Annotated in this window: 25 protein-coding genes; 15 read left to right on the plus strand and 10 right to left on the minus strand. The window is 43.5% G+C overall.

Translation table 11 applies throughout. The features are described 5' to 3' along the window. Positions 1-6 precede the first annotated feature (6 nt). Genes hflD through ABUE30_RS02325 form a run of 3 tightly spaced genes read right to left on the minus strand, consistent with a single transcriptional unit; the run spans position 7 to position 2,468 of the window. Positions 7-630 carry a high frequency lysogenization protein HflD gene (gene hflD / locus ABUE30_RS02315; protein ID WP_408622060.1) on the minus strand — a complete coding sequence of 208 codons (624 nt, stop codon included), beginning with the start codon at positions 628-630 and terminating at the stop codon, positions 7-9. After that, a complete protein-coding gene (gene mnmA / locus ABUE30_RS02320; RefSeq protein ID WP_408622061.1) occupies positions 627-1,739 on the minus strand; it encodes a tRNA 2-thiouridine(34) synthase MnmA in 1,113 nt (370 codons plus the stop codon). The genes hflD and mnmA overlap by 4 nt, the downstream gene beginning before the upstream one ends. Positions 1,740-1,796: 57 nt before the next feature. Further along, positions 1,797-2,468, minus strand: coding sequence for a pseudouridine synthase (locus ABUE30_RS02325; protein ID WP_408622062.1), 672 nt, complete (start codon positions 2,466-2,468; stop codon positions 1,797-1,799). 234 nt (positions 2,469-2,702) lie between these two features. Here ABUE30_RS02325 and icd point away from each other — a divergent pair, with 234 nt between their 5' ends. Beyond that, the gene (icd, locus tag ABUE30_RS02330) at positions 2,703-3,959 is read left to right on the plus strand and encodes an NADP-dependent isocitrate dehydrogenase (protein ID WP_408622063.1); all 1,257 of its coding nucleotides are present in this window, start codon (positions 2,703-2,705) and stop codon (positions 3,957-3,959) included. 67 nt (positions 3,960-4,026) lie between these two features. Here the strand turns inward: icd and cspD are convergent, their stop codons facing one another. Further along, a complete protein-coding gene (gene cspD, locus ABUE30_RS02335; protein WP_408622064.1) occupies positions 4,027-4,242 on the minus strand; it encodes a cold shock domain-containing protein CspD in 216 nt (71 codons plus the stop codon). Positions 4,243-4,450: 208 nt separating this feature from the next. Between cspD and clpS the strand changes: the two genes are divergently transcribed. After that, entirely contained in the window at positions 4,451-4,771 is a 321-nt protein-coding gene (gene clpS / locus ABUE30_RS02340; protein WP_408622065.1) for an ATP-dependent Clp protease adapter ClpS, read from the plus strand. Positions 4,772-4,825: 54 nt separating this feature from the next. Further along, entirely contained in the window at positions 4,826-7,090 is a 2,265-nt protein-coding gene (gene clpA, locus ABUE30_RS02345; RefSeq protein ID WP_408622066.1) for an ATP-dependent Clp protease ATP-binding subunit ClpA, read from the plus strand. Between the two features lie 83 nt (positions 7,091-7,173). Here clpA and infA read toward each other — a convergent pair whose 3' ends face one another. From infA to aat, 3 genes are all read right to left on the minus strand, one after another. Next, positions 7,174-7,392, minus strand: a complete 219-nt coding sequence (infA, locus tag ABUE30_RS02350) for a translation initiation factor IF-1 (RefSeq protein ID WP_016401030.1) — start codon at positions 7,390-7,392, stop codon at positions 7,174-7,176. A 70-nt stretch (positions 7,393-7,462) separates the two neighbouring features. Next, on the minus strand, positions 7,463-8,173 hold the full coding sequence (locus ABUE30_RS02355; RefSeq protein WP_408622067.1) for an arginyltransferase: 711 nt from the start codon (positions 8,171-8,173) through the stop codon (positions 7,463-7,465). Then, a complete protein-coding gene (aat, locus tag ABUE30_RS02360; RefSeq protein ID WP_408622068.1) occupies positions 8,170-8,856 on the minus strand; it encodes a leucyl/phenylalanyl-tRNA--protein transferase in 687 nt (228 codons plus the stop codon). Before aat ends, ABUE30_RS02355 begins: the two co-directional genes overlap by 4 nt. Before the next feature lie 51 nt (positions 8,857-8,907). Here aat and ABUE30_RS02365 point away from each other — a divergent pair, with 51 nt between their 5' ends. Next, on the plus strand, positions 8,908-9,378 hold the full coding sequence (locus ABUE30_RS02365; protein ID WP_408622069.1) for an outer membrane lipoprotein: 471 nt from the start codon (positions 8,908-8,910) through the stop codon (positions 9,376-9,378). Between the two features lie 54 nt (positions 9,379-9,432). Here the strand turns inward: ABUE30_RS02365 and trxB are convergent, their stop codons facing one another. Further along, on the minus strand, positions 9,433-10,386 hold the full coding sequence (gene trxB / locus ABUE30_RS02370) for a thioredoxin-disulfide reductase (protein ID WP_408622070.1): 954 nt from the start codon (positions 10,384-10,386) through the stop codon (positions 9,433-9,435). Between the two features lie 557 nt (positions 10,387-10,943). Between trxB and lrp the strand changes: the two genes are divergently transcribed. From lrp to recR, 10 genes are all read left to right on the plus strand, one after another. Further along, positions 10,944-11,411, plus strand: a complete 468-nt coding sequence (gene lrp / locus ABUE30_RS02375) for a leucine-responsive transcriptional regulator Lrp (protein ID WP_408622071.1) — start codon at positions 10,944-10,946, stop codon at positions 11,409-11,411. A gap of 133 nt (positions 11,412-11,544) precedes the next feature. Then, the gene (locus tag ABUE30_RS02380; protein ID WP_408622072.1) at positions 11,545-14,025 is read left to right on the plus strand and encodes a DNA translocase FtsK; all 2,481 of its coding nucleotides are present in this window, start codon (positions 11,545-11,547) and stop codon (positions 14,023-14,025) included. A gap of 12 nt (positions 14,026-14,037) precedes the next feature. Further along, positions 14,038-14,655, plus strand: coding sequence for an outer membrane lipoprotein chaperone LolA (gene lolA / locus ABUE30_RS02385; RefSeq protein WP_408622073.1), 618 nt, complete (start codon positions 14,038-14,040; stop codon positions 14,653-14,655). After that, entirely contained in the window at positions 14,648-15,979 is a 1,332-nt protein-coding gene (locus ABUE30_RS02390; RefSeq protein WP_408622519.1) for a replication-associated recombination protein A, read from the plus strand. Before lolA ends, ABUE30_RS02390 begins: the two co-directional genes overlap by 8 nt. A gap of 108 nt (positions 15,980-16,087) precedes the next feature. Further along, the gene (gene serS / locus ABUE30_RS02395; RefSeq protein WP_408622074.1) at positions 16,088-17,380 is read left to right on the plus strand and encodes a serine--tRNA ligase; all 1,293 of its coding nucleotides are present in this window, start codon (positions 16,088-16,090) and stop codon (positions 17,378-17,380) included. Between the two features lie 58 nt (positions 17,381-17,438). Continuing rightward, on the plus strand, positions 17,439-18,071 hold the full coding sequence (locus ABUE30_RS02400) for a MarC family protein (protein WP_408622075.1): 633 nt from the start codon (positions 17,439-17,441) through the stop codon (positions 18,069-18,071). A gap of 166 nt (positions 18,072-18,237) precedes the next feature. Next, positions 18,238-19,332, plus strand: a complete 1,095-nt coding sequence (locus ABUE30_RS02405; RefSeq protein WP_408622076.1) for an AbrB family transcriptional regulator — start codon at positions 18,238-18,240, stop codon at positions 19,330-19,332. 487 nt (positions 19,333-19,819) lie between these two features. Next, complete coding sequence (locus tag ABUE30_RS02410) at positions 19,820-20,071, plus strand: hypothetical protein (RefSeq protein WP_408622077.1); 252 nt, start codon at positions 19,820-19,822, stop codon at positions 20,069-20,071. Between the two features lie 870 nt (positions 20,072-20,941). After that, positions 20,942-22,045 (plus strand): phosphoribosylaminoimidazolesuccinocarboxamide synthase, encoded by a 1,104-nt coding sequence (locus ABUE30_RS02415; RefSeq protein ID WP_408622078.1) that lies wholly within the window; start codon positions 20,942-20,944, stop codon positions 22,043-22,045. An 11-nt stretch (positions 22,046-22,056) separates the two neighbouring features. Continuing rightward, positions 22,057-22,659, plus strand: a complete 603-nt coding sequence (gene recR / locus ABUE30_RS02420) for a recombination mediator RecR (RefSeq protein ID WP_408622079.1) — start codon at positions 22,057-22,059, stop codon at positions 22,657-22,659. Between the two features lie 46 nt (positions 22,660-22,705). Here recR and ABUE30_RS02425 read toward each other — a convergent pair whose 3' ends face one another. Continuing rightward, complete coding sequence (locus tag ABUE30_RS02425) at positions 22,706-23,080, minus strand: TraR/DksA family transcriptional regulator (protein WP_408622080.1); 375 nt, start codon at positions 23,078-23,080, stop codon at positions 22,706-22,708. A 309-nt stretch (positions 23,081-23,389) separates the two neighbouring features. Continuing rightward, on the minus strand, positions 23,390-24,331 hold the full coding sequence (locus tag ABUE30_RS02430) for a tRNA-dihydrouridine synthase (RefSeq protein WP_408622081.1): 942 nt from the start codon (positions 24,329-24,331) through the stop codon (positions 23,390-23,392). 360 nt (positions 24,332-24,691) lie between these two features. Between ABUE30_RS02430 and apt the strand changes: the two genes are divergently transcribed. Beyond that, positions 24,692-25,237, plus strand: coding sequence for an adenine phosphoribosyltransferase (gene apt / locus ABUE30_RS02435; RefSeq protein WP_408622082.1), 546 nt, complete (start codon positions 24,692-24,694; stop codon positions 25,235-25,237). Positions 25,238-25,256: the final 19 nt, after the last annotated feature.

The following is a 25,256-nucleotide window of genomic DNA, read 5'->3' on the forward strand; positions in this document are numbered from 1 at the left end:
ATGTGCTTAGTGCATCAATAGACATTGGTCTATTTGAGTAAGTAGCTTACTTCGTTGGAAAATAAGCTGGAGCCGTTTACCTCCGACCTGTTGCCACAATATAGCGGAGCGAATGCCACAAAGAAGCGTTGCTCGCACTTGATTTTGGACAGCCGGCTGCTGCAGTAAACGGGTATCGCCGGCGACCTGAATACGATTGCCGAGCGGACTGATAATATCACTGTAGATGGCTGCAAGGCTGGCTTGGATTTGTTCATCCGCGATTTGAAAATGATTCAGTTGGCGTTTGACCTGTTGAAGACGCTCCGCCAGCATTGATTGCATATCGGCACGCTTCATCAGGCGTCTTGCTAGCGCCATTAAGCCAACTAAATAACGGGTGATCTCGCCATCACGTTGCTCATTTCGATAACCTAACTGTTGGCGCATCACTGTTAAACCTAATTGAAGTGGCTCGATTCCACCAAACACAGCTTCAGTGGTGGGTGGGTCAGTTTGTAATATACTCCCAAGTGAGGCATTTAATGCATCACTATCGATAGACTGGCCCCGTGAGATTATTTGTACCAAGCGGGCTGATTGGCAAACGCCAGCAAAGGCGATCACTTGCTCTTGCAGAGTATGTATCATGCTTGTGACTCCGCATAACGCGCTTCGATAATGCCACCACCTAAACACTCTTGGTCAAGGTAAAAAACAGCAGACTGACCGGGAGTTACCGCAATTTGATAGTGATCGAAATTAACCAATAAGGTGTCATCATCTTGAGGATATACTTCACAGGGAATATCTTCTTGGCGATAGCGCGTTTTGACCACACAGCGAAATGGCGTATGGCGCGTTGCGCGGTCAACCCAATGGAGCTGTTTGACCTGCATCGCCATAGAACGTAGTCGTGGGTGGTCATGACCTTGCCCAACGACTAAGACATTGCGTGCGATATCTTTGTCAACAACGTACCATGGATCGTCACTTGCATCTTTGCGCCCACCAATCAATAACCCTTTACGTTGACCTAATGTGTGATACATCAAGCCTTGATGCTGGCCAATGACGTTGCCTTCACTCGTTTCTATTACACCCGGTTGAGCGGGCAGGTAACGTTGCAGAAAATCGGTGAATTTACGCTCGCCAATAAAGCAAATGCCCGTTGAATCTTTTTTATCAGCGGTGATGAGCCCTTGTTGTTCAGCGATTTCACGTACTTTTGGTTTTTCGAGATCCCCAACTGGGAACAGCGTTTGGGACATATGTTGTTCGCTGAGCGTATAGAGAAAATAGCTTTGGTCTTTATTAGTATCTAAGCCGCGTAACATTTTCCAATGCTCATTAATGCAGCCATTTCGGACATAGTGTCCTGTGGCGATATAATCTGCACCCAATTCTTCAGCGGCAAACTCTAAAAAGGCCTTAAACTTAATTTCTTTGTTACACATGATATCTGGATTAGGCGTGCGACCCGCTTTGTATTCTTCAAGGAAATGCTCGAAGACATTATCCCAATATTCAGCTGCAAAATTGACCGTGTGTAACTCAATTCCCAATTTGTCACAAACAGCTTGTGCATCGGCTAAGTCGGCAGCAGCTGAACAGTATTCAGTTCCATCATCTTCTTCCCAATTTTTCATAAACAAGCCTTCAACTTGATAACCTTGTTCACGTAATAAATAGGCGGAAACTGAAGAATCGACACCGCCGGACATTCCGACGATTACTTTTTTACTGCTGTTTGTGCTCATGCTGACTCGTAGCTGAAAATTTGTGGATAATTCTAACAGATGCCGGACGCTGGATCACTAGCGAACGGGGCGTTTATGATGCTTTGCTGGACGAACAGGTGATTGTCGTAACAGTGTCTCGATTTTCTCATCACGACTAATATCCAAAGTATCGCCTGGTTTAAGCGGTGCTAATTGCCAAGGGCCGATAGCCGCTCGAATTAATCGTAGTGTTGGTAACCCAACGGTAGCCGTCATTCTGCGCACTTGACGATTTTTCCCCTCGGTTAAAGTGATCGCAAGCCAACTGGTTGGAATCGCCGCTCGAAAACGCACTGGGGGGTGGCGCTCCCATACATCCGGAGGGGGGATTCGTTTCACTTTGGCCGGTTGTGTTCGTCCATCTTTGAGTTCAATCCCTTTTCGCAGCTGTTCCAGTGCTGCATCAGATGCTTCCCCTTCCACTTGTACCCAATAAGTTTTAGGCATTTTTTGCGATGGATTAGCCATGCAATGTTGCAGCGGCCCTGAATTGGTCAGTAGCAATAAGCCTTCACTGTCTCGGTCTAATCGTCCTGCAGCATAAACACCAGGCTCTTTAATATAGTCAGCTAGTGTCGCGCGTCCTTGATCATCACTAAACTGGCATAACACCAAATAAGGCTTATTTAACAAAATGACCCGTGTCGGTGCATCCAGTGGGCGAGACCGTAGCTTAGTGTGCTTTGATGTATATTGATTCTTTTTCATAGGGCTATTGTATCAGAGCTTGGTCGCAGAATGACAAAATTGTCCTCGCAGACATCGTGTGATGTTATATGCTTTCTGCAAATGTAGAAAATTTGTATTAAATTTGTCATTAAATAATAAGCCGCTTTGATAGCGACTATTCTCGATAGGGCTGCGATATCCAGTATTGTGGATAATAACAATTGGATGGTTTGTTAGCTCTGTTCTTTCTATTTGAGAAATGAGGAGAGTTTCGTGAGTACTCAATTATCAATCCCAAATGATGGGCAAGCTATCACACTGGGCGAACAAGGTGAGCTGCATGTTCCTGACAATCCGATCATTCCATATATTGAAGGCGATGGGATTGGTGTTGATGTGACCCCCGCGATGCTCAAGGTTGTGAATGCTGCGGTATCGAAGGCTTACGCAAATCGTCGTAAAATTCATTGGATGGAAATTTATGCCGGTGAAAAATCGACCCAAATTTACGGTGAAAATATTTGGCTTTCTGATGAAACATTACAAGCGATTCGTGACTATCATGTGGCAATTAAAGGTCCTCTGACAACGCCTGTAAGTGGCGGCATCCGCTCGTTAAATGTAGCTCTTCGCCAGCAATTAGATCTTTATATCTGTTTACGCCCAGTTCATTATTTTAAAGGTGTGCCGAGCCCGTTAAAACATCCTGAAATGACCGATATGGTGATCTTTCGTGAAAATTCTGAAGATATTTATGCTGGGATTGAATGGGCAGCGGGTAGCGAATCAGTCAGTCAAGTCATCGACTTTTTGCAACAATCGATGGGCGTCAGTGAAATTCGTTTCCCTGAGCAATGTGCGATTGGGATAAAACCGGTTTCAGAGCAAGGAAGTAAACGTTTAATACGAGCTGCATTTGACTATGCGATTCATAATGCACGGTCCTCGGTTACGTTAGTCCATAAAGGCAATATTATGAAATTCACGGAAGGAGCCTTTAAAGACTGGGGGTATCAATTAGCCAAAGATGAATATGGTGCTGAAATGATCGGTGAAGGACCTTGGTGTCAGTTTCAAAATCCTCAAACTGGCGAGATGATTGTGGTTAAAGATGTTATTGCCGATGCCTTTTTACAGCAAATCTTACTGCGGCCATCTGACTATGATGTCGTGGCGACTTTAAACCTTAACGGCGATTATATCTCCGATGCGCTAGCCGCACAGGTTGGTGGGATTGGAATTGCGCCTGGAGCAAATATTGGCGATGGGATTGCATTGTTTGAGGCAACCCATGGCACAGCACCTAAATATGCAGGTCAAAATAAGGTAAATCCAGGTTCCATGATTCTTTCAGCACAGATGATGCTGGTGCACATGGGGTGGATTGAGGCAGCAGAGCTTGTAGAGCAGGGTGTTGAAAAAACGATCGCGGCGAAAACAGTAACCTATGACTTTGAACGAATGATGACAGGAGCAACGCTGCGTAGCTGCTCAGAATTTGCTGATGATATCATTGCGCAAATGCCATAGCGTAACGCAATAAAAACGGGCCTTTATTGAAGGCCCGCAGTCAAATAAGACGTAAACGCGTTCAATATTAATTGGTGCTATCGTCAAAGACAATGCTTGTAGCATGGCTACCTTTCGGGCCTTGTTGCGTTTCAAATTGAACGTGCTGGCCGGCTTTTAAGGTTCGATATCCGTCCATTTGGATCGTAGAATAATGAGCGAAGATATCTTCCCCCCCCTGATCAGGGCAAATGAACCCAAATCCCTTGGCATTATTAAACCATTTCACTGTTCCGGTTAGCATACGACATATCCCTATTTACTTGTGTTTTTAGCGATGAACTACCATCATAACCAAGGCAGATTGCACTTGATTACCATCTTGCTATGGTAACTTTACAATCTAGTAAAAAAGTACCATCAGTCAAGTATGAATTTTCAAATTTGCTGGCGTTGTCATTTTAAACTCGTTAATGTGGTGGATAGATATCTTTGAGGCTATAGTTTAGGTTATGAGTAACAAGTCCGGCTGGTTGGATTTTGAGGAGCTAACCCGCACCAATAGTGAAACAAGGCTTAGGCCCCCATCACTTTATAAAGTCGTATTAAATAATGATGATTATACCCCTATGGAATTTGTGGTTGAGGTTTTACAGCGTTTTTTTAATATGGATTTAGAAAAAGCAACTGAAGTGATGTTGACGGTCCATTATCAAGGTAAAGGTATCTGTGGGGTTTTTACAGCAGAGGTTGCAGAAACAAAGGTAGTACAAGTAAATCAATATGCAAAAGAAAATGAGCATCCCTTGTTATGTACTATGGAGAAAGCCTGAAAAAGTAGTGAATTAAATAATAATGATGTTAGGCCGGTTTGGTAGGAGTTAGCTATGTTAAACAAAGAACTCGAAGTCACTCTGAATAAGGCGTTCAAAGAGGCTCGCCTAAGAAATCATGAATTTATGACGGTTGAACATCTTTTGTATGCATTACTTGATAATGGTGCAGCAAAAGAGGCATTAGAAGCATGCGGTGCGAATGTGAGTCAACTTCGGGATGATCTCAATAATTTTATTGAACAAACCACTCCTGTGATTTCGTCCAGTGATGCTGAACGGGAAACACAACCAACGCTTGGTTTTCAGCGGGTATTGCAACGAGCTGTTTTTCACGTGCAATCATCCGGTAGTCAGGAAGTTTCTGGTGCAAACGTACTTGTGGCTATTTTTAGCGAACAAGAGAGTCAGGCTGTCTACTTTTTGAAAAAATCTGATATTAATCGACTTGATGTTGTGAACTATATTTCCCATGGGGTGCGTAAGGTCGATGGCGATGATGAGAACGAGAACCTTGTCGGAGGTCTGGACGAAGGTGAATCGATCTCCGAAGAGCAAAAGCAGTTGGATAATTTTGCGACAAATCTTAACCAACAAGTGCTTAATGATAAAATTGATCCGTTGATTGGCCGTGATAGTGAGCTTTCACGGACTATTCAAGTATTGTGTCGTCGACGTAAGAATAATCCATTGTTAGTGGGTGAAGCAGGGGTTGGTAAAACCGCAATTGCTGAAGGTCTAGCCTACCGAATTGTTCATGGTGAAGTGCCTGATGTGATCAAAGGTGCAACTATTTATTCGTTAGATATTGGCGCGCTATTGGCGGGTACGAAGTATCGTGGTGACTTTGAAAAACGCTTCAAAACGTTGCTCAAACAACTGCAAGCGGCAGAAAATGCAATTTTGTTTATTGACGAAATTCATACCATTGTTGGAGCTGGAGCTGCCTCTGGTGGACAACTCGATGCAGCTAACTTAATCAAACCACTTCTTAGTAATGGCTTGCTTCGTTGCATGGGGTCGACAACTTATCAGGAATATAATCAAATTTTTGAGAAAGATAGAGCACTCGCCCGACGCTTCCAAAAAATTGATGTGGTGGAACCAAGTATTGATGATACCACTAAGATCTTAATGGGTTTAAAAAGCCGTTATGAAGCGCACCATGATGTACGATATACCAATAAGGCCATTCGTAGCGCAGCTGAATTAGCCGCTAAATATATCAATGAACGGCACCTTCCGGATAAAGCGATTGATGTTATTGATGAAGCGGGTGCAAATATGCGCATGCTGCCGATCAGCCGACGCAAAAAAACCATCGGGGTATCTGAGATTGAGTCAATTGTCGCTAAAATTGCACGGATCCCTGAGCAGAAAGTATCTTCGTCAGATAGAGAAGTACTTAAAACTCTTGGTGAAACACTGAAAATGATGGTGTTTGGGCAGAATACGGCGATCAATGTATTGGTCGATGCTATCCGTTTGAATCGCTCTGGGTTAGGGGCTGAAGGTAAGCCTGTGGGGTCATTCCTGTTTGCTGGTCCAACTGGGGTGGGGAAAACAGAAGTCACTCAACAACTGGCTAAAGCGATGGGTGTTGAACTGGTTCGCTTTGATATGTCGGAATATATGGAACGTCATACGGTTTCTCGACTCATTGGTGCGCCTCCAGGATACGTTGGTTATGATCAAGGTGGTTTGTTAACGGATGCGGTACTCAAACACCCTCATTGTGTGGTGTTGCTAGATGAGATTGAGAAAGCGCACGAAGACGTCTTTAATCTGCTTTTGCAAGTGATGGACCATGGGACGTTAACTGATAATAATGGGCGCCATGCCGATTTTCGCAACGTCATCTTGGTGATGACAAGTAATGCAGGAGTTAAGGAGACTCAACGTAGCTCAATTGGCTTTAAACAGCAAGATCACCGTTATGATGCGATGGATGAGATCAATAAGATCTTTCCTCCTGAGTTTCGTAACCGGCTTGACAGTATTATTTGGTTCAATGCTTTGGATGAAAATGTCATCGATCGTGTTGTAGATAAGTTTATTGTCGAATTACAGGCGCAGTTGGATGCCACTGGTGTCTCACTTGAGGTAACAAACGATGCCCGGCAATGGTTAGCGAAAAAAGGTTATGATCCATTGATGGGGGCACGACCGATGGCGCGCGTTATTCGAGAACAACTGCGCAAACCACTAGCCAATGAGATACTTTTTGGTCATTTAAACAAAGGCGGACATGTTGATGTCTCTGTTGATGGTGATGGTCTAAGCTTTGCTTACAATCATGTGGCTGAGGAGCAGGTATAATCTGTTTCTTGTGCACAAACTGATTGATTAATAAAAAACCAGCTTGTCATAAGCTGGTTTTTTTTGCATAGCGAAGCGGTGACTTAGCGGGCACGGAATACAATACGTCCTTTCGACAGATCGTAAGGTGTCAGCTGTACAGTCACTTTGTCGCCAGTTAAGATGCGAATATAGTTTTTACGCATTTTGCCAGAGATATGTGCAGTGACTACATGACCATTTTCCAGTTCTACTCGAAACATTGTATTAGGTAATGTATCTAGAACTGTGCCTTGCATTTCAATGTTGTCTTCTTTCGCCATGGTTCCTCGGTGAGTATGCTTCAAATTAAAACGCATCGAAGAATGCCAGATTAACGGCCCTGTGTAAAGGTTATTCGTTGTTTTCCGCTTGCCATTGTTCTGCAATAAACCGTTGATGGGGGCGAAAATGTTGCTTGTATTTCATCTTTTGGCAGTTATCAATTTGGTAGCCTAAGTAGAGCCAATTTTTGCGTAACTGTTTTGCATAACTCAACTGCTTGAGAATTAGCCAAGTCCCTAGGGAGCGCTTCTCTTGGGTTGGATCAAAAAAACTGTACACAGCACTGAGCCCTTCAGATAGCCAATCAGTGATAGCAACTGCAACTAATTGGTGATCTAAATAGGCGTGTAAAAACCGAGTCGGCTGCCAATCACTGTGAATAAAATCACGGTAATCATCATAGTTGTGATCTTTCATATCACCGTCATTATGGCGACTAGCTAAGTATTTTTTATACAGAATATACTGTTCTTGGGTAATACGGTCATACCATTGATAATGAAGGTCACTATTTTTACGCAGAATGCGTTTTTGACTGCGAGTAGGTAAAAATTGCAATGCATCTACCCGAAGTGACTGACAGCTTTGGCAATTGCGACAATGAGGGCGATAGACATCATTACCACTGCGGCGAAAGCCTAAATTAATAAGTTGTTGATAAGGTATTGTATTGTCATGGGAGTGTTCAGGCAGCATCGCAATCAGCTCTTGTGCTTGTTGATTGCTCAGATAAGGGCAAGGATGTTCGGGGGTAACCCCCGCGATGAATGAATGATTCATAACTCTTGTGACTCCCAACAGTTTACATCAACTGCTTGATCACGATACTGGCGCAAGTAATGCTTAAATTGGCGTCTTGGACAGTCTACGACGCCAAGGCTTTGTAGATGAGTTGTTGGCATTTGTGCATCAATAAGTTGTCCACCATGCTGGGCAAAATGATGGGAAAATTGAATGAAGGCTAGCTTGGAGGCATTGGTTGCTCGGTGGAACATTGATTCACCACAAAATAATTGTCCGACACTGACGCCATATAATCCACCAACCAGCTTATCGTCGTCCCAAACTTCAACAGAATGAGCGAATCCTTGGTGATGAAGCTCAATATATGCTTGTTGCATTTGTTTGGTAATCCAAGTGCCATCGTGGGGACGTATCGCACATTGGGCGATAATGCGCTCAAATTGAGAGTTCAGGGTAATGCGATACGGACATTTAGCCATCCATTTTTTCATGCTACGGCTGATATGTACATGCTCGGGTGAAATGACGGCTCTTATTTTAGGTGACCACCATAAAAGAGGCTGCGAATCATTATACCAAGGGAAAATACCATGACGATAGGCACTGACTAAGCGCTGGCAGGACAGATCCCCACCCATTGCCAGTAATCCATCTGGATCATCAAGTGCTTGTTCTATATCTGGAAACCAATAATTATCAGCTAGTACATGCAATTGCATCGTGATTCTCTTACACTTCTATATATCGCGAATGATTGAAGAGGTGACATTATGGCTATTCGTGCTTGGTTCTTTATCATTACCCTTATACTCAGTTGTCCAGCTTGGGCCAGTTATCAACGTAACGTTGCACGTCCTGTAGAGCAAGTAGTTTTTGGTCAGGTTGAATCTGTTCGCCATATGAGTCAAGTCGAATCAAAGCAAATCCATTATAATCCGTGGAAAACTTTATTAGGTAGTGTTGTCGGAGGGGTCGTTGGTCATCAATTTGGTCGTGGTTGGGGGCGAGTTGTCGCGACTGGTGTTGGGGCCGTTGCTGGCGGCGCAATTGTCCAAAATACGCAACAACCCACATTGTCAACTACACGTTATCAATTAGTTGAGTTGTTGATTCGTACGGATGATAAACATCAATTAATTGATGTTATCCAAGATTATGATCCGCAGATGCCATTTAAACGAGGTCAAGACGTTCGCATTCTCTATTTTAAAGATGGCGTTCGAGTCGATACTACCTATTAATAACAGTGAGCAATAAGCCGAAGGGGGAAGCTTCGGCATACTCGGCATAAAGGGTTACTTGAGCGCGTCCAAATAGCGTTCAGCATCTAGAGCGGCCATACATCCAGCGCCAGCAGAGGTAATCGCTTGACGATAGATGTGATCAGCGACATCGCCAGCGGCAAACACTCCAGAGACGCTTGTTGCTGTTGCATTCCCAGCACTACCCGAATGAATCTTAATATAGCCGTTGTTCATTTCTAACTGATCTTTAAAAATGTCAGTGTTTGGTTGATGACCAATCGCAATAAATGTACCCATCACATCGAGATTAGAAATTTCTTCAGTGTGAGTGTCTTTGAGAGCAACACCTGTTACGCCCATCTCATCGCCGAGTACTTCTTCAAGAGTTTTGTTCAGATGTAAAACCATATTGCCATTTTCAACTTTATCCATCATGCGATCACGCAAGATTTTCTCGCAGCGGAAAGTTTCACGACGGTGAATAACATGAACTTCGCTGGCAATGTTCGACAAGTAGAGCGCTTCTTCAACGGCCGTATTACCCCCACCGATTACAGCAACTTTCTGATTGCGGTAAAAAAAACCGTCACAAGTTGCACATGCAGAGACCCCTTTCCCTTTGAAAGTTTCTTCTGAAGGTAAACCTAAATATTTCGCGGATGCACCAGTGGCAATAATCAGTGCATCACAGCTATATTGAGCACTATCACCGGTCAAGATCAGCGGTTTTTTGGAAAAATCGACCTTATTAATGTGATCAAAGACAATATCTGTTTGGAACTTTTCAGCGTGTGCTTTCATGCGTTCCATCAACCCTGGGCCAGTCAGTCCTTCTGGATCGCCGGGCCAATTTTCCACCTCAGTTGTCGTTGTTAACTGTCCTCCCTGTTGGATTCCTGTGATAAGGGTCGGACTGAGGTTCGCGCGCGCAGCATAAACGGCTGCGGTGTACCCTGCTGGGCCTGAGCCTAAGATGATAAGCTGATGATGTTGAATATCAGTCATGATGTTAGTTCCCATAATGATCAATTATAATTTACATATAATAGAGGAATGTGTGCTGGGATCGAAACCTTTCTCTTAGACATTTTATATTTCGTCCTGGATTGAATAAAAATCACTCAATCTATGGCCAATAACAGGGTGTCTTTCGTGAGATATACAGAAATACCGGAAACTGTCGGATCTTCCAATAAACATGTTATTTACAGATAAATATGTTGTTTACGCTTGCGAAGAAGTGTTTTTTATGCAAGATTGTGGATATTGGTAAAACTTAGTTTTATCAAGGACCAATGGTCTCAATCAATCGACGATACTGATCACTAGTGATGCGACGAGGACGTCCAGCACTATTCTTGAATATTGGCTTTTATCGGTAGCTGGTTTTTCGATCCTATGCGGGCATGCAAACACTCGCGAGTCATCGGCTTACTATCTATTATTAACTCAATGTCAAAGGCACCAAAAAGTAAGTATCGAGGAATTGAGCCATTTGAACCGGAGGTTCCATAACAAAATAATTCGCAAAACAACATAATAATGGAAGTCAGGGTCAGCACATGAAGGAACTAGATCGAATCGATCGCAACATTCTGAACGAGTTGCAACAAGATGGTAGAATCTCAAATGTTGAATTGTCAAAACGAGTGGGCTTAAGCCCAACACCATGTTTAGAGCGAGTAAGAAGGCTGGAGCGCCATGGCTATATTTGTGGGTATACGGCAATTTTAAATCCACAGTTTTTAGACGCATCGTTACTCGTATTTGTTGAAATCACCTTAAATCGAGGTGCTGCCGATGTCTTTGAACAATTTAATCATGCAGTCCAGCAGCTTGAGGAAATTCAGGAGTGCCACTTGGTTTCGGGGGATTTTGACTATTTGTTAAAAACTCGAGTGGCCGATATGTCAGCTTATCGTAAGTTACTTGGTGAGACTTTGCTGAGATTACCTGGCGTGAATGACACTCGAACTTATGTGGTGATGGAAGAGGTTAAACAAAGTAACCGACTAGTCATCAAGCACTAGAATGTTGCTGAAATGGATTAACGAGTAAAAAATGGAGCGGCAAAAGCCGCTCTTTTAATTGGTATTGCTGCAATAATATGGCAAATATTTATAATATTAGTGTCTTTTTAGTTTGAGTAGGTAGGAGTCATTTTTGGCTGGTTTGTTTTCTGCAAAGTTAAATGGTAGTCAAAGGCTGCAAGAAACGGGTGTGATTATTTTTGTCGCCTTAGCGGTTGTCTGTGCTATTGCCTTATTTAGTTTTAATCCTGCCGACCCCAGTTGGTCGCAAAGTTCGTGGCAAGGACATGTGGCAAATGCTGCCGGTTCATTAGGGGCCATGCTATCTGATATTTTGTTCTTTTTGCTGGGGTGGATTGCCTATATCGTTCCAATATTTATCTTAGGAATTGGTTATTTATTGTTTTGGCACTCCTTGGGTTTTCGTGAACTGTCATTTTTTAATGGTGGATTAAGACTGATCGGGGTTGTGCTGACATTACTTAGTACAACGGCCTTGGCATCCGTCAACTTTGATAATTTTTACTATTTTTCATCCGGTGGCTTAATTGGTGATTTGTCCTCAGGGGTGATGATTAAAACCTTGGGTAATCTGGGCAGTACGATTGTGCTTCTGGCATTGTTAGCCATTGGTATTACCCTCTCAACGGGCGTGTCATGGGTCACAATTGTTGAGGTGATCGGTGAGTGTCTGCATCGATTAGCCTGTTGGGTAAAGGCGAAGTTTGGTGCGCGTCGTCATAACGATGAAGATGATTTCGTCGAAACGGCAGAGATTAATGAGCCATCACAACCAATATTGATGCAAGCACCAACAAAGTTAAAGCAGTTGTTTCATCGATCGAATCGCACACAAGAAGTGGATGATAGTTGGCTTGATGAGAATTCATTTGATGTTAAATCGCATCAAGATGAAACGCCAATAGGCATGCGTAGTAAACCTAAAATGGAACCTCATGTTGAACAATACATTGAAACGTATGTAGAACCAACGATTGCACCTATTTCGAGTGAGCAAGAAGTGCCAGATTCAAGTGATTTAGCTGGCGCGCGGATGGTTGCTCCCGCTAATGCAAAAACGCTTGCCGATTTCGAGCCTAAACCCAAGCCTAAAGATATGCCTGCGTTGCCTGACATGGGATTATTGGATAGGCCGGATAAAAAAACTAACCCAGTCACGCAAGAGGAGCTTGAACAAATTGCACGTTTAGTTGAGTCGAAGCTCCTTGACTTTAATATCGAAGCAACCGTTGTTGCTGTTCATCCAGGTCCGGTGATTACGCGATTTGAACTGGATTTAGCGCCGGGGGTGAAGGTAAGTAAAATCACTAATTTATCTAAAGATTTAGCACGTTCTTTATCTGCAATTAGCGTTCGAGTTGTGGAAGTCATTCCAGGTAAGTCTGTGATTGGTCTGGAGTTACCTAATCAATTTCGTGAAATCGTTTATTTAAGTGAAGTACTTAACTGTCCAGCCTTTCATAAAAATAAATCGCCTTTAACTATGGTCTTAGGTAGCGACATTGCCGGTGATCCGGTTGTGGTCGATTTAGCGAGAATGCCACATTTACTCGTGGCTGGGACAACAGGCTCTGGTAAATCGGTTGGCGTCAATGTAATGATTGTTAGCATGCTGTACAAGTCGACGCCTGAAGATGTTCGGATGATTATGATCGACCCGAAAATGTTGGAACTTTCAGTTTATGAAGGGATCCCGCATCTTCTATCGGAAGTAGTCACCGATATGAAAGAGGCCGCCAATGCGCTGCGCTGGTGTGTTGGTGAGATGGAGCGGCGTTATAAATTAATGTCAGCTGTTGGGGTGCGTAACCTCAAAGGTTATAATGCTAAAGTGCTTGAGGCAATTGCTCGCGGTGAACCATTGAGGGATCCACTATGGAAGCCCGGTGACAGCATGGATGATGAAGCGCCGATACTCAATAAATTGCCGGCTATTGTTGTGGTGGTTGATGAGTTCGCCGACATGATGATGATTGTGGGTAAAAAAGTGGAAGAACTAATTGCTCGGATCGCGCAAAAAGCGCGTGCTGCAGGGATCCATCTTATCTTAGCCACGCAGCGACCATCTGTTGATGTGATTACCGGGCTGATTAAAGCTAACATTCCAACGCGAATAGCTTTTCAAGTTTCAAGTAAAATTGATTCACGTACGATCCTTGATCAACAAGGTGCAGAAGCTCTGTTAGGGCAGGGGGATATGTTGTATTTACCGCCAGGCTCAGGTGTACCAACTCGCGTTCATGGCGCCTTTGTTGATGACGATGAAGTGCATCGCGTGGTCGCTGATTGGAAGTTACGCGGTGAACCGAACTATATTGATGAGATTTTAAGTGGCGAGCTAGGTAGCGAAGCACTGTTGCCTGGTGAACAGCTTGAAACGGATGAAGACGTTGATGAGCTCTATGATCAAGCGGTTGCATTTGTGACCGAAACACGTCGGGGATCAGTGTCTGGTGTACAACGGAAATTTAAAATTGGTTACAATCGTGCGGCGCGAATTGTTGAGCAGATGGAGATGCAGGGAGTGGTCAGTGCCCCAGGACATAATGGCAACCGAGAAGTTTTAGCACCGCCTCCGTCACGAGTTGATTAAACAAGAGGGCTTATGAAAAAATTACGAACAGTTGTGTTATTGCTGGTATTTATTAGCCCCGCAGTTTTAGCCAATGCAGAACAAACACTGCGTACAAAATTACAAGCGATTAGCCAGTTTAGTGCGGATTTTAGTCAAACAGTGGTCAGTCCCGATGGGAAGGTGATTCACCAAGCATATGGACACCTCGTCATTGCTAAACCGGGTAAGCTACATTGGCAGGTAATGCGGCCCAATCATGATGAGATTATCTCAAATGGGCAAACCATTTGGTATTACAGTCCTATCGTTGAACAGGTTTCAATTTATAATACCAGTGATGCGATTGTGCATACCCCCTTTATACTGCTAGCCGACCAGCGGCCCAGTACATGGGTTGGTTATAAAGTGAGTGCAACGAAACAAAAATATACAGTGACTAGTACTCATGATTCACAACAACCTGCCTTTACTGTGCAGTTTGATTCCAAAGATCATATTAACGAGTTTGATGTGATTGATAATCAAGGTCAGCGCAGTGAATTTAAGCTTAGCCACTTTAATGCAAAACCAAATATTGCTGCTGGTGAGTTTTCCTTTGCCATTCCAAGTGGCACTGAAATTGATGATCAACGTCAACCCCATGAATAATTTAGGTTTTGATTTCGCTCCTGATTTTAGGCCGTTGGCCGCGCGCATGCGGCCAACCACTTTAGCGACTTATGCCGGCCAACAACAGTTATTAGACCCCTCCAAACCGTTGTATCAATCCATTACCCACGGCCAATTGCACTCGATGATTTTGTGGGGACCGCCGGGAACAGGAAAGACGACGTTAGCAGAGGTGATTGCCAGTTATGCTGATGCGGATGTGCAAAAAGTTTCTGCGGTTACAGGCGGCATTAAAGAAATTCGAAATGCCATTGAACAGGCCAAAATCACCCAACAGAGTGGTCGGCGGACGATTCTGTTTGTCGATGAAGTGCACCGTTTCAATAAAAGTCAGCAAGATGCTTTTTTGCCTCATATCGAAGATGGAACGGTAGTATTTATTGGCGCGACCACTGAAAATCCATCCTTTGAACTCAACAATGCGTTGCTCTCGCGTGCTCGCGTATATGTGTTGGAGCGTCTGACCGAGCAGGATATTGATGCCGTTCTACAACGTGCGTTAGATGATGATCCACAGCTCAAGCTGCGACAGCTGAGTTTTGCCAGCGGAGCCCGAGGACAGTTAGCTCAGTTTGCTCAAGGGGATGCGCGCCGTGCGCTGAATTTTTTAGAAATGGCTTGTGATATTGTGGCTGATGGCGGTGTGATTGATAGTGAACTGTTAACCCAAGTTTGTGGGTCGCATTTTGCCCAAGTCGATAAACAGGGCGATCAGTATTATGATTTACTTTCGGCACTGCATAAGTCGGTTCGTGGATCGAATCCTGATGGAGCACTGTTTTGGTATTGCCGAATTCTTGAGTCGGGCTGCGATCCACTTATTGTCGCGAGAAGGCTATTAGCCATTGCCTCTGAGGATGTTGGCAATGCGGATATTCGTGCTATGCAAGTGGCGTTAAATGCGTGGGATTGTTTTACCCGCGTCGGATCCGCTGAAGGGGAGCGTGCGATTGCTCAAGCGGTGGTTTTTTTGGCCTGTGCGCCTAAAAGCAATGCTGTCTATGAAGCCTTTAAAGCGGCGCGCCAAGCCGCTAAAGAGTATGGCGATCTAGGTGTGCCGCATCATTTACGGAACGCCCCAACGGCTTTAATGAAAGAGATGGGGTTTGGTCAAGAATACCGTTATGCTCATTTAGAAGATGGGGCTTACGCAGCAGGCGAGTGTTATTTACCTGAATCGATCGCGCATTTGAGCTTTTATCATCCCCATGATCGGGGACTAGAAAAGCAGATCCGCCAAAAGCTTGAATATCTGCATGAATTAGATGCAAAAAGTCCGAGACAACGGTATACCAACAAGTGATAGAATAAGATATCGGCGGAAAGGCTCCGTCGACATCAATGTTTCGAGTTGATACCAATTGAGAGAAGCCTTGATAAAAGGCGAATGGAATTATAGATAAGGTTTATCATGTTAGATGCTAAATATCTGAGGAGTGATATTGAAGTCGCAGCGCAGCGCCTAGCTCGCCGTGGTTTTAAGTTGGATGTCACATTAGTGACTCAATTAGAAGAACAACGTAAGTCGTTACAGATCCAAACAGAGAATCTGCAAAACGAAAGAAACTCCCGCTCCAAATCGATTGGTCAAGCGAAAGCTCAGGGTAAAGATATTCAGCTACTACTTGATGAAGTCGGTTCTCTTGGCCATCAGCTAGATGACGCCAAAAAGCAGCTAGCTGAAGTGCAGGCCCAATTACAAGATCTTGCTTATCGTATCCCTAATCTTCCCCATGATGACGTACCTGATGGGAAAGATGAGAATGACAATGTCGAATTACATCGTTGGGGAACACCTCGTGAATTTGATTTTACCATCAAAGATCATGTTGATATTGGTGAGCAGTTGGGCGGATTGGATTTTAAAAATGCAACCAAAATTAGCGGTTCTCGCTTTATTGTGATGAAAGACAAAATTGCTCGGTTGCATCGCGCTATTGCTCAGTTCATGTTGGATACTCAAACCGGTGAACATGGCTATCATGAGATGTATGTGCCGTTATTGGTGAATAAAGAGTCCTTGTATGGAACATCTCAGTTGCCTAAATTTGGTGAAGATCTGTTTAATACGCAACCCGCAACTGAAGAAGGGGTTGGGATGAGTTTGATCCCAACCGCTGAAGTCCCTTTAACTAATATGGTGCGAGATACCATTTTAGATGAGTCTGAATTACCACTTAAAATGACAGCCCATACGCCCTGTTTTCGTAGTGAAGCCGGCTCTTATGGACGAGATACGCGAGGATTGATTCGCCAGCACCAGTTTGACAAGGTTGAAATGGTGCAAGTAGTGGCACCCGAGCACTCCTATGAGGTGCTTGAGCAGATGCGCCAACATGCAGAAAATATTTTGCAGAAGCTAAACCTACCTTATCGGGTGGTAACGTTGTGTACTGGCGATATGGGTTTTTCTGCCGCTAAAACGTATGACTTAGAAGTGTGGTTACCTGCGCAAGATACCTATCGTGAAATTTCTTCAGTGAGTAACTGTGTAGATTTTCAAGCTCGGCGGATGCAGGCTCGTTTTCGCCCTCAAGGCGCGAAAAAACCAGAACTTGTACATACGCTTAATGGCTCAGGACTCGCGGTGGGTCGTACCTTGGTTGCGATCCTTGAAAACTACCAACAAGCGGATGGTTCGGTGGTTGTCCCCGAGGTTCTTCGGCCTTATATGAACGGTCTCGACGTGATAACGAAAGACTAAAATACTCGAAAGCCCTGATTGATAATCATCAGGGCTTTTTTATGTCTGTGGAGTAATAATGGAAACAACTTGGGTACATGCCTCGACCGTGTTTATGAGCTTTTTTGCCATTATGAACCCTATTGCTAATGTGCCAATTTTTCTTGGGTTAACTGCCCAAGATGATGACAAAATAACGCGGTTAGTGGCACTGCGTGCGGTAGGGCTTGCATTTGTGATTGTCGCAGCTTTTGCTTTAACAGGGCATTTCATTTTTCAGTTATTTGGGATTACCCTGCCAGCCTTTCGTATTATTGGCGGTTTTTTGGTGTGTACGATTGGTTTTCAGATGTTGCATGGCAGTCAGTCGAGCATGCACCAGTTGAACAGTGATGATAATGCAGCTTGCCGTGATGCGGCATTAAGTGTGTCAATATTTCCACTAGCAATGCCCATTTTAGCGGGCCCTGGCACGATCGTGACGGCAATGAATTATGCGGGCCATGGTCTTATGATTACGCTACTTGCCTTTGCACTGTTGTGTTTAGTTACGTTTGTGGTATTTGTCTTTGGTCGTCGCTTTGTCGCCATTATAGGTAGTGGGGCACTAGGTGTAATCACTCGTATTATGGGGCTTATTTTGGCGGTTATTGGTGCACAAATGTTGATTGATGGTTTGCTGGGCGCCTTTCCTATTTTGACGGGGCATTAGCATTAGAATAGGAACGCTGAGAGTTATCATTTTCTCCTCACAAGCGCTATTTAATTAGATGATGTGTTCAGTTTGTCGATTTATATTTTCCGCTGCGTAGTCAATGTTTGCCAAATGGAAAGTTTATCCGTTCATTTTTGACACTCCGTCGTTAAACAAGGGTTTTATGTCAATAGTAGACAGCTCTAAATTACGTTATTTCTATCATTCCCGTATGCTCCAATGGTTGTTTCTGGGCGGCTTATCACTATTACTCGTGTGGGCCATGAACTATTTTGGGATCGCGGCAGGGTGGATGCTTGGCCCTATGATTGCGGGGATCGTAAGCGCTATTATTGGCATACGGATACAAATTTTTAAGTCAGGGTATCAGTTCAGCCAAGCCATTGTTGGCTGTTTGATCGCACAAAGTTTAACGATTGCGATTGTTAAAGAGATGGCTCGTGACTGGGAACTATTTTTGTCCATCATTATCGCTGTGATGATCTTAAGTTGGGGGCTCGGATGGATTTTAGCCAAAAGTAAGGTGATACCAGGCCAAGTGGCCATCTGGGGTACATCACCGGGAGCGGCTAGCGCAATGGTGATATTAGCCAAAGCGTATGGTGCAGATGCCCGATTAGTTGCCTTTATGCAATATTTAAGGGTACTTTTAGTCGTTGTCATGGCATCGCTTGCCGCATCATTTGCTGTATCAGGGCAAATGGCACACCATGGTTTATTCGCGCATTGGCTCGATGCGCCCAATTGGCTAAATTTATTCAAAACATTAGCCCTGATGAGCGCTGGGGTGATCTTTGCCAACTTGGTGCGTATTCCAGCAGGTTCAATGATTGTGCCGATGATTTTAGGGGCCGTCTTGCATCTTCAGGGCTGGTTGGTGATCGACTTGCCCCAGCCACTATTGGTGGCAAGCTACGTTGTCATTGGTTGGGTGATTGGTTTGGGGTTTGATAGACAAACACTAAAAGTGTCCATGCATGCCTTGCCGCGAGTGCTCTTAGCCAACTTGATTTTAATTTCGCTATGCGGATTATTAGGACTTCTAGTGAGTCATTGGTTTCATATTGATATGCTCTCAGCTTATCTTGCAACCAGCCCTGGTGGTGCGAATACCGTTGCTATTATCGCATTATCAACCCCCGTCAATGTGCCATTTATCATGGCGCTACAAACAGCCCGTATGTTATTGGTTATTTTGCTTGGCCCATGGATTGCTAAATGGCTTGGGCGTCACATCGAAGTAAATTCGCCTGAGTAGGTTGATGACGCTTCCAAACATATATCTTCTTGCTATTTGTCGCTCCATCTATGCACTAAGCTATTTCCTGCTGCCTGCATTGTCAGTGAAACAGCGGATCTTCTGAGCTAGAAATCTTTCTGATACTGATAATTTGTCAGTGCCGTTATCTATTTTGGTGAAACGATTAGCGTTTTAAAATTAGCATCCAAAAGGTAATTTGTGTGACAAGACTCTCTTTGTAACATTTAGAAAAATGAGTGACATCATCATTTTGGTAAAAAAGTACTATTGTTTATTTATTGGTACTAGTCATAATGATTGACTAATTCACTAATACTATCAATGCCTAGGTCTTAAAGGGTTGATTTTCGATTAACTATTGCGATGAATCAGCACTGTTGGTTTTTCAATCATGCTGCGTTTTATCGTGACCGCTGATCAGATGCGCTATCTTTTATCGATGTTTGAATATCCAAGACCAAGGAAAAAATAACAAAGGAAGCCCATGACGACTTTCCAATTTGATTTGATTTTGTCAGGTATTAAACAAGCATCACACCATGATCTACAACACCTTGAAAATGAACTCACACAACAAGGATGCTTACAGCCTAATCCGCGCAATGATAAATATGGCGTGCGAGTCTCTATAGCCGTAGAGGCTGATAGTTTTACTCAAGCTATCTATTTAGGGACTCAATATATTGGAAGAATCCAAGGAGTCAGGCTTTCTGTACGCTCGGTCGAGTTCAATTAAACTTTCCGCGATCAATTATTGCTATTTTTAAGTGAAAAATAGGCTCCAATGTCTTATTTCTGATGGTAACGGAATGCTAACAGTCAGTGACTTTTATGTAATTTAGGCTTGGAAAGTAAGCTCATAGATTAACGTATTGAAACATCCATAGAAGAAATGACAAAGAAGTTCTGTGACAATAAGCAAGCTTGCTTCAACTCCGCATGAAATAATAAACGACTATTGTATTGAGTTGGAAGATGACTTCGTTGCTCCGTATCTATCGTTCACTGGTCGATACATTATTGGATGAGAGGCTGAACTGTGCGATGGCATTGCTAAAATGCTTGTGACAATGAGTCTTGCTAAAGGTGTTGATCAACCATGCATTTTCCATGATTGGACTTGCTAACTATTTTAATGAAAATGTTTTTAGTTCTGATAAGGTTGATTCGTGGAAACCAGAGCCAGATGTCTTTTTGTATGCAGCGAAATCTATGGGGATATTCCTAAATATTGTGCAGTTCTCAAAGACAGGCCTGTTGGTATTGCCGTTTCGGTGCAGGCAGACATGATGCTGGTGCATTATGATCCGTCCATGCTCATATTCAAGATGTTTGTAACATCCAGTATGTGAGCGAATTATCCAATATCATCAACTTAATCAAACTATTCAAGCCATGCCTACGGTCGCTAGACGCTCATCAGCTTGCGTCAATGATGGCGGTGATATGGTTAGAATCTAAGTATCTTGCGTTTTTATTTTTAATGCCGAGAAATCTGTTTTTAGCAGATATAATCAGCGCTGTTATACCCCTAAAGGTTTGGTACAATCAAAGGCATTAAGGGATTTCATATCTACATTACGTATTACTATAGGAGCTACCCCCCATGAATGTTGCTGATCAGGTGATGGCGGTCAATAATGATCTTCCAATTCGGACTGCATTACCCGTGCACAGTGGTAAAGTGCGATCTGTCTATTGGTTAACTGAAGATGATAGCCGTCGTCTCATCGAGGAAAAAAGTTACCCAGTCGCGGTCAATACTCCCTTAGCTGTGATGGTCATTAGTGACCGAATTTCAGCATTTGATTGTATTTGGCATGGTGAAGGGGGAATGCAAGGTGTTCCGGGTAAGGGGGCGTCGCTAAATGCAATTTCCAATTATTGGTTTGAACAATTTAAACATCAAGGCCTCGCTCAAAGCCATATTTTAGATATCCCTCATCCACTGGTTTGGATTGTACAAAAAGCTCGCCCAGTGATGGTCGAAGCGATCGCTCGTCAGTATATTACTGGCTCTATGTGGCGAGCTTACCAGCAAGGTGAACGTGAATTTTGCGGTATCCAGCTCCCTGAAGGCTTAAAGCAAAATCAGCCGTTACCTGAGTTACTGATCACGCCATCTACGAAAGGTGTTCTCGAAGGCATTCCTGGCGTGCCAGAAGCGGATGATGTTAATGTCTCGCAAAGTGATCTGCTGAAACATTATCAAGCATTTGGTTTTCGCAATGCACAAGATGTGGCTTGGTATGAACGTTTACTCAAAGAAGGATTCGCTACCATTAGTCAATTGCTAGCAAGCCATGACCAGATTTTTGTTGATACTAAATTTGAGTTCGGCTATGTCACTGATATTAATGGTGACGAGCAATTGATCTATATGGATGAAGTTGGCACGCCTGATTCTTCACGAATTTGGGATGGGGCAGCGTATCGGCGTGGTGAAATCATTGAAAACTCAAAAGAAGGATTCCGGCAGATGTTATTGAATCACTTCCCTGATCCCGATATTTTACTGAACAAAAATCGGATGACTGAGCGGTTTGCTCTGGCTCGTGACAATGCATTGCCAGCAGACGCAATGATGGCTCTATCGAATACCTATCGACACATTGCACAGACGATTACAGGGCAAAAAATTGAGCTCTCAAGTCATCCTAAGCAAGAGATCATTGACTGTTTGCGTGATAACTACCAACTCATTGTATAATTGGAAGCACAATGAAATATACTCCAAGTCTTGATCAACTTATTCAAGCGTTACAGGCGCTACCCGGCGTTGGGCCTCGTAGTGCTCAGCGTATGGCGTTTACCTTGCTTGAGCAAAAGCGTGACCAAGCCAATATATTGGCCCAAGCCATGACACAGGCATTGACCCAAATTGGTCATTGTTCGCTGTGTCGTAACTTTTCTGAAGGTGACTCGTTGTGTCCAACTTGCCGGTCAGATAAACGACGCAATAGTGGACTGTTATGTATTGTGGAAAGCCCAGCAGATGTTGTTGCAATTGAGCAAACCGGTCAATATTCGGGGTTATATTTTGTTTTAATGGGGCGGCTATCACCCCTTGACGGCATTGGACCTGAAGATATAGGTCTCGATCTACTCGAACAACGCCTCCAGCAAGAGTCGATTAATGAACTTATTTTGGCTACTAATCCCACAGTAGAAGGTGAGGCTACTGCCTATTATATTGCAGATCTTGCGAAGCAACATACCATCAAAGTGTCGCGAATTGCCCATGGTGTACCTATTGGTGGCGAATTAGACCATGTTGATGGAACGACGTTATCGCACTCATTTGTTGGTCGCCAAGCATTTTAGATATCTTTTGCCGCAAAGGTTTAACCGCTTATAGCGGCAAAAGATTTTACAATGCAAATAAGTCTTGGCGTTTTTGTAAATGCCGTTTTGTTTCACATTTTTCACAGCGCTGTGTACACGGGTCAGCTTCTAATCGTTCTTCTTCGATGCTGTCCTCACAATCACTACAAATACCATATAAACCTAATTCACCCTGACAAAGAGCCGCGTCAATTCGGCAAAGCTCATTTAATACCACCTCGATCCTAGGATCGACTAAAGTACAGGCATAATCGATAAAATCGGCAGGTGGTAATTGTTGCAACTTAACGGCTTCTTGTCGCCACTGTGGTTCACTAGATTTTAACAATTGACTAATAAGTGCGTCTTTGGCCGTCATCATCATATCTTCTAGACGAGCCTGATAATGAGAATAATCCAAGATTGCTCTCCAGCTATGGGATCATTTAATAGAGGGAGTATAGGAAGCAGATCTGTTAACAGTTATGATATGAATCAACAAAAATGATGGTATCATTTGATTTGCAGGCCAACTCGCTGAATTTAAGTGACTTGCTAGATAAAAACCTAGCAAGTAGCCTATTATCGGTACTTTTGTCAAGATTATAAGCACTATTATTATATTTTCTTGGTCGATGAGTAATATATTAAATATTCCGTGTTATTTCTTGCGATAAAATAGCTGGGTAAACAGACCTTTCGCACTACATAGTGTGTCATAAATTGGTCGCTACATTTGCTCAAGCTCTTGGATGAAGCATTGTAAAATAGCCTCGCCATCACGAAACGCTCGAATACGTCGAAATAGCCCATCTGCCTGAGGGTAACTTAATTTTAGATAGCTGAACCATTGCTTCGTTCGAGATGGGAAATAAATAGTATTGTTATCATCTGTTGGATACTTTGCAAATTCGATTAATAGCGTTAATACATCAGACCAACTCATTTTGCTTGCATGGTGCTTAAGTACCGCTCCCAGATTGGGTGTTGCGACAGCCCCGCGCCCGACCATGAATGCATTCACCTGAGACTGTGCCCGACATTGCTCTAGCGAGTTTTGATCCCAAATTTCACCATTGGCAACAATGGGAATCGTGATTCGTTGTTGGATTGTTGCAATCCATGGCCAATAGGCTGGAGGACGATAACCGTCTGTTTTGGTGCGAGCATGAACAGTAAGTTCATCCGCTTTAGCTTGAGCAACTGCATCAGCAATTTCTAACGTTTGCTGGGTATCTTCATAGCCGAGCCTAATTTTTGCTGATACCGGCTGTTCACATGGTACCGCTTCACGTACTGCTTTAATGATTTGGTAAATGAGTTCTGGTTCTTTAAGTAATACAGCGCCCCCGCGGCTATTATTGACCGTTTTTGCTGGACAGCCGAAATTAAGATCAATCCCAGGAGAGCCTAGCTCAATGGCTGTATTGGCATTTAATGCTAGCCACTGAGGACTTTGTCCTAATAACTGGACTCGTACAGGTGTTCCTGCGCGGGTTTTTCCCTCAGTGTGTAATTCAGGACAAAGTCGATAGAAGACTTTAGCGGGCAGCTTTTGCTCATTAACACGGATAAATTCGGTCACGCATAAATCATAGCCACCTAAACTGGTAAGTAGTTGGCGCATTTGGGCATCGACAACACCCTCCATCGGGGCCAGTATAAGACGCATAATTACTCCATGAGAGGAAACTTGCGCGTTTTATAGTAAAACGAGCAGAATGTCCAGTTATTCATTTAAAACTCATTGGGGGTAGAAGCTGATGAAATATAGAAGCGCGATAAAATTGCCTTTAAAGTGGAACTTTTCGTTGATCAGTGGTGGATAATTCAGCATTTGTTCGCCTCAATGACATATCAAACTTTGCATCTTGGCGACAAATTGCGATAATCCTTTTTACTGCTTGTGGTCTGTGTGTTGTTAATTGATCGGTTATTAGTGTTATATGCCAGAAAACATCATATATATGCATACAGCGCCTAAAGGCCCATACCTTGCGATGGGCTTTTTATTTGAACAATTGGACTGAGTATGAACCCAGAAACCCATGCTTTGATTAAACAAAGCATCAAATCCATCCCTGATTATCCAAAACCAGGGATCATTTTTCGCGATGTTACCAGTTTGATGGAAAATCCAGTTGCCTATAAGGCAACGATCGATGAGCTGGTCCGTATTTATGCGGGTCGTCAGTTTACTAAAGTGGCCGGAACAGAAGCGCGTGGCTTCTTATTTGGAGCACCGCTTGCGTTAGCTCTAGGCATTGGTTTCGTGCCAGTGCGTAAACCAGGTAAACTACCTCGAGAAACGATTAGTCAAAGTTACGACCTGGAATATGGCACCGACCAAATTGAGATCCATAAAGATGCGGTGAATGCTGATGATAAAGTGTTACTGGTTGATGATCTCATTGCAACCGGTGGTACAGCTGAGGCATCAGTGATTTTGTTACGTCGATTGGGTGCAACGATTGAAGACGCAGCTTTTGTCATTAACTTAGTTGACCTGCCCGGTCAAAAACGACTGGAACAATTGGGTATTAATGTCGTCGATTTGATTCAATATCAAGGCGATTAGTGATTCCTTGGGGAGTGCA

It is taken from the genome of Celerinatantimonas yamalensis (genome assembly GCF_046054155.1).
Taxonomy (GTDB): domain Bacteria; phylum Pseudomonadota; class Gammaproteobacteria; order Enterobacterales; family Celerinatantimonadaceae; genus Celerinatantimonas; species Celerinatantimonas yamalensis.

Bases quoted from the DNA above. Each gene is read 5' to 3' on its own strand.
- hflD (WP_408622060.1), bottom strand. From the start codon at position 630: ATGATACATACTCTGCAAGAGCAAGTGATCGCCTTTGCTGGCGTTTGC.
- mnmA (WP_408622061.1), bottom strand. From the start codon at position 1,739: ATGAGCACAAACAGCAGTAAAAAAGTAATCGTCGGAATGTCCGGCGGT.
- ABUE30_RS02325 (WP_408622062.1), bottom strand. From the start codon at position 2,468: ATGAAAAAGAATCAATATACATCAAAGCACACTAAGCTACGGTCTCGC.
- cspD (WP_408622064.1), bottom strand. From the start codon at position 4,242: ATGCTAACCGGAACAGTGAAATGGTTTAATAATGCCAAGGGATTTGGG.
- clpS (WP_408622065.1), top strand. From the start codon at position 4,451: ATGAGTAACAAGTCCGGCTGGTTGGATTTTGAGGAGCTAACCCGCACC.
- clpA (WP_408622066.1), top strand. From the start codon at position 4,826: ATGTTAAACAAAGAACTCGAAGTCACTCTGAATAAGGCGTTCAAAGAG.
- infA (WP_016401030.1), bottom strand. From the start codon at position 7,392: ATGGCGAAAGAAGACAACATTGAAATGCAAGGCACAGTTCTAGATACA.
- ABUE30_RS02355 (WP_408622067.1), bottom strand. From the start codon at position 8,173: ATGAATCATTCATTCATCGCGGGGGTTACCCCCGAACATCCTTGCCCT.
- aat (WP_408622068.1), bottom strand. From the start codon at position 8,856: ATGCAATTGCATGTACTAGCTGATAATTATTGGTTTCCAGATATAGAA.
- ABUE30_RS02365 (WP_408622069.1), top strand. From the start codon at position 8,908: ATGGCTATTCGTGCTTGGTTCTTTATCATTACCCTTATACTCAGTTGT.
- trxB (WP_408622070.1), bottom strand. From the start codon at position 10,386: ATGACTGATATTCAACATCATCAGCTTATCATCTTAGGCTCAGGCCCA.
- lrp (WP_408622071.1), top strand. From the start codon at position 10,944: ATGAAGGAACTAGATCGAATCGATCGCAACATTCTGAACGAGTTGCAA.
- lolA (WP_408622073.1), top strand. From the start codon at position 14,038: ATGAAAAAATTACGAACAGTTGTGTTATTGCTGGTATTTATTAGCCCC.
- ABUE30_RS02390 (WP_408622519.1), top strand. From the start codon at position 14,648: ATGAATAATTTAGGTTTTGATTTCGCTCCTGATTTTAGGCCGTTGGCC.
- serS (WP_408622074.1), top strand. From the start codon at position 16,088: ATGTTAGATGCTAAATATCTGAGGAGTGATATTGAAGTCGCAGCGCAG.
- ABUE30_RS02400 (WP_408622075.1), top strand. From the start codon at position 17,439: ATGGAAACAACTTGGGTACATGCCTCGACCGTGTTTATGAGCTTTTTT.
- ABUE30_RS02405 (WP_408622076.1), top strand. From the start codon at position 18,238: ATGTCAATAGTAGACAGCTCTAAATTACGTTATTTCTATCATTCCCGT.
- ABUE30_RS02410 (WP_408622077.1), top strand. From the start codon at position 19,820: ATGACGACTTTCCAATTTGATTTGATTTTGTCAGGTATTAAACAAGCA.
- ABUE30_RS02415 (WP_408622078.1), top strand. From the start codon at position 20,942: ATGAATGTTGCTGATCAGGTGATGGCGGTCAATAATGATCTTCCAATT.
- recR (WP_408622079.1), top strand. From the start codon at position 22,057: ATGAAATATACTCCAAGTCTTGATCAACTTATTCAAGCGTTACAGGCG.
- ABUE30_RS02430 (WP_408622081.1), bottom strand. From the start codon at position 24,331: ATGCGTCTTATACTGGCCCCGATGGAGGGTGTTGTCGATGCCCAAATG.
- apt (WP_408622082.1), top strand. From the start codon at position 24,692: ATGAACCCAGAAACCCATGCTTTGATTAAACAAAGCATCAAATCCATC.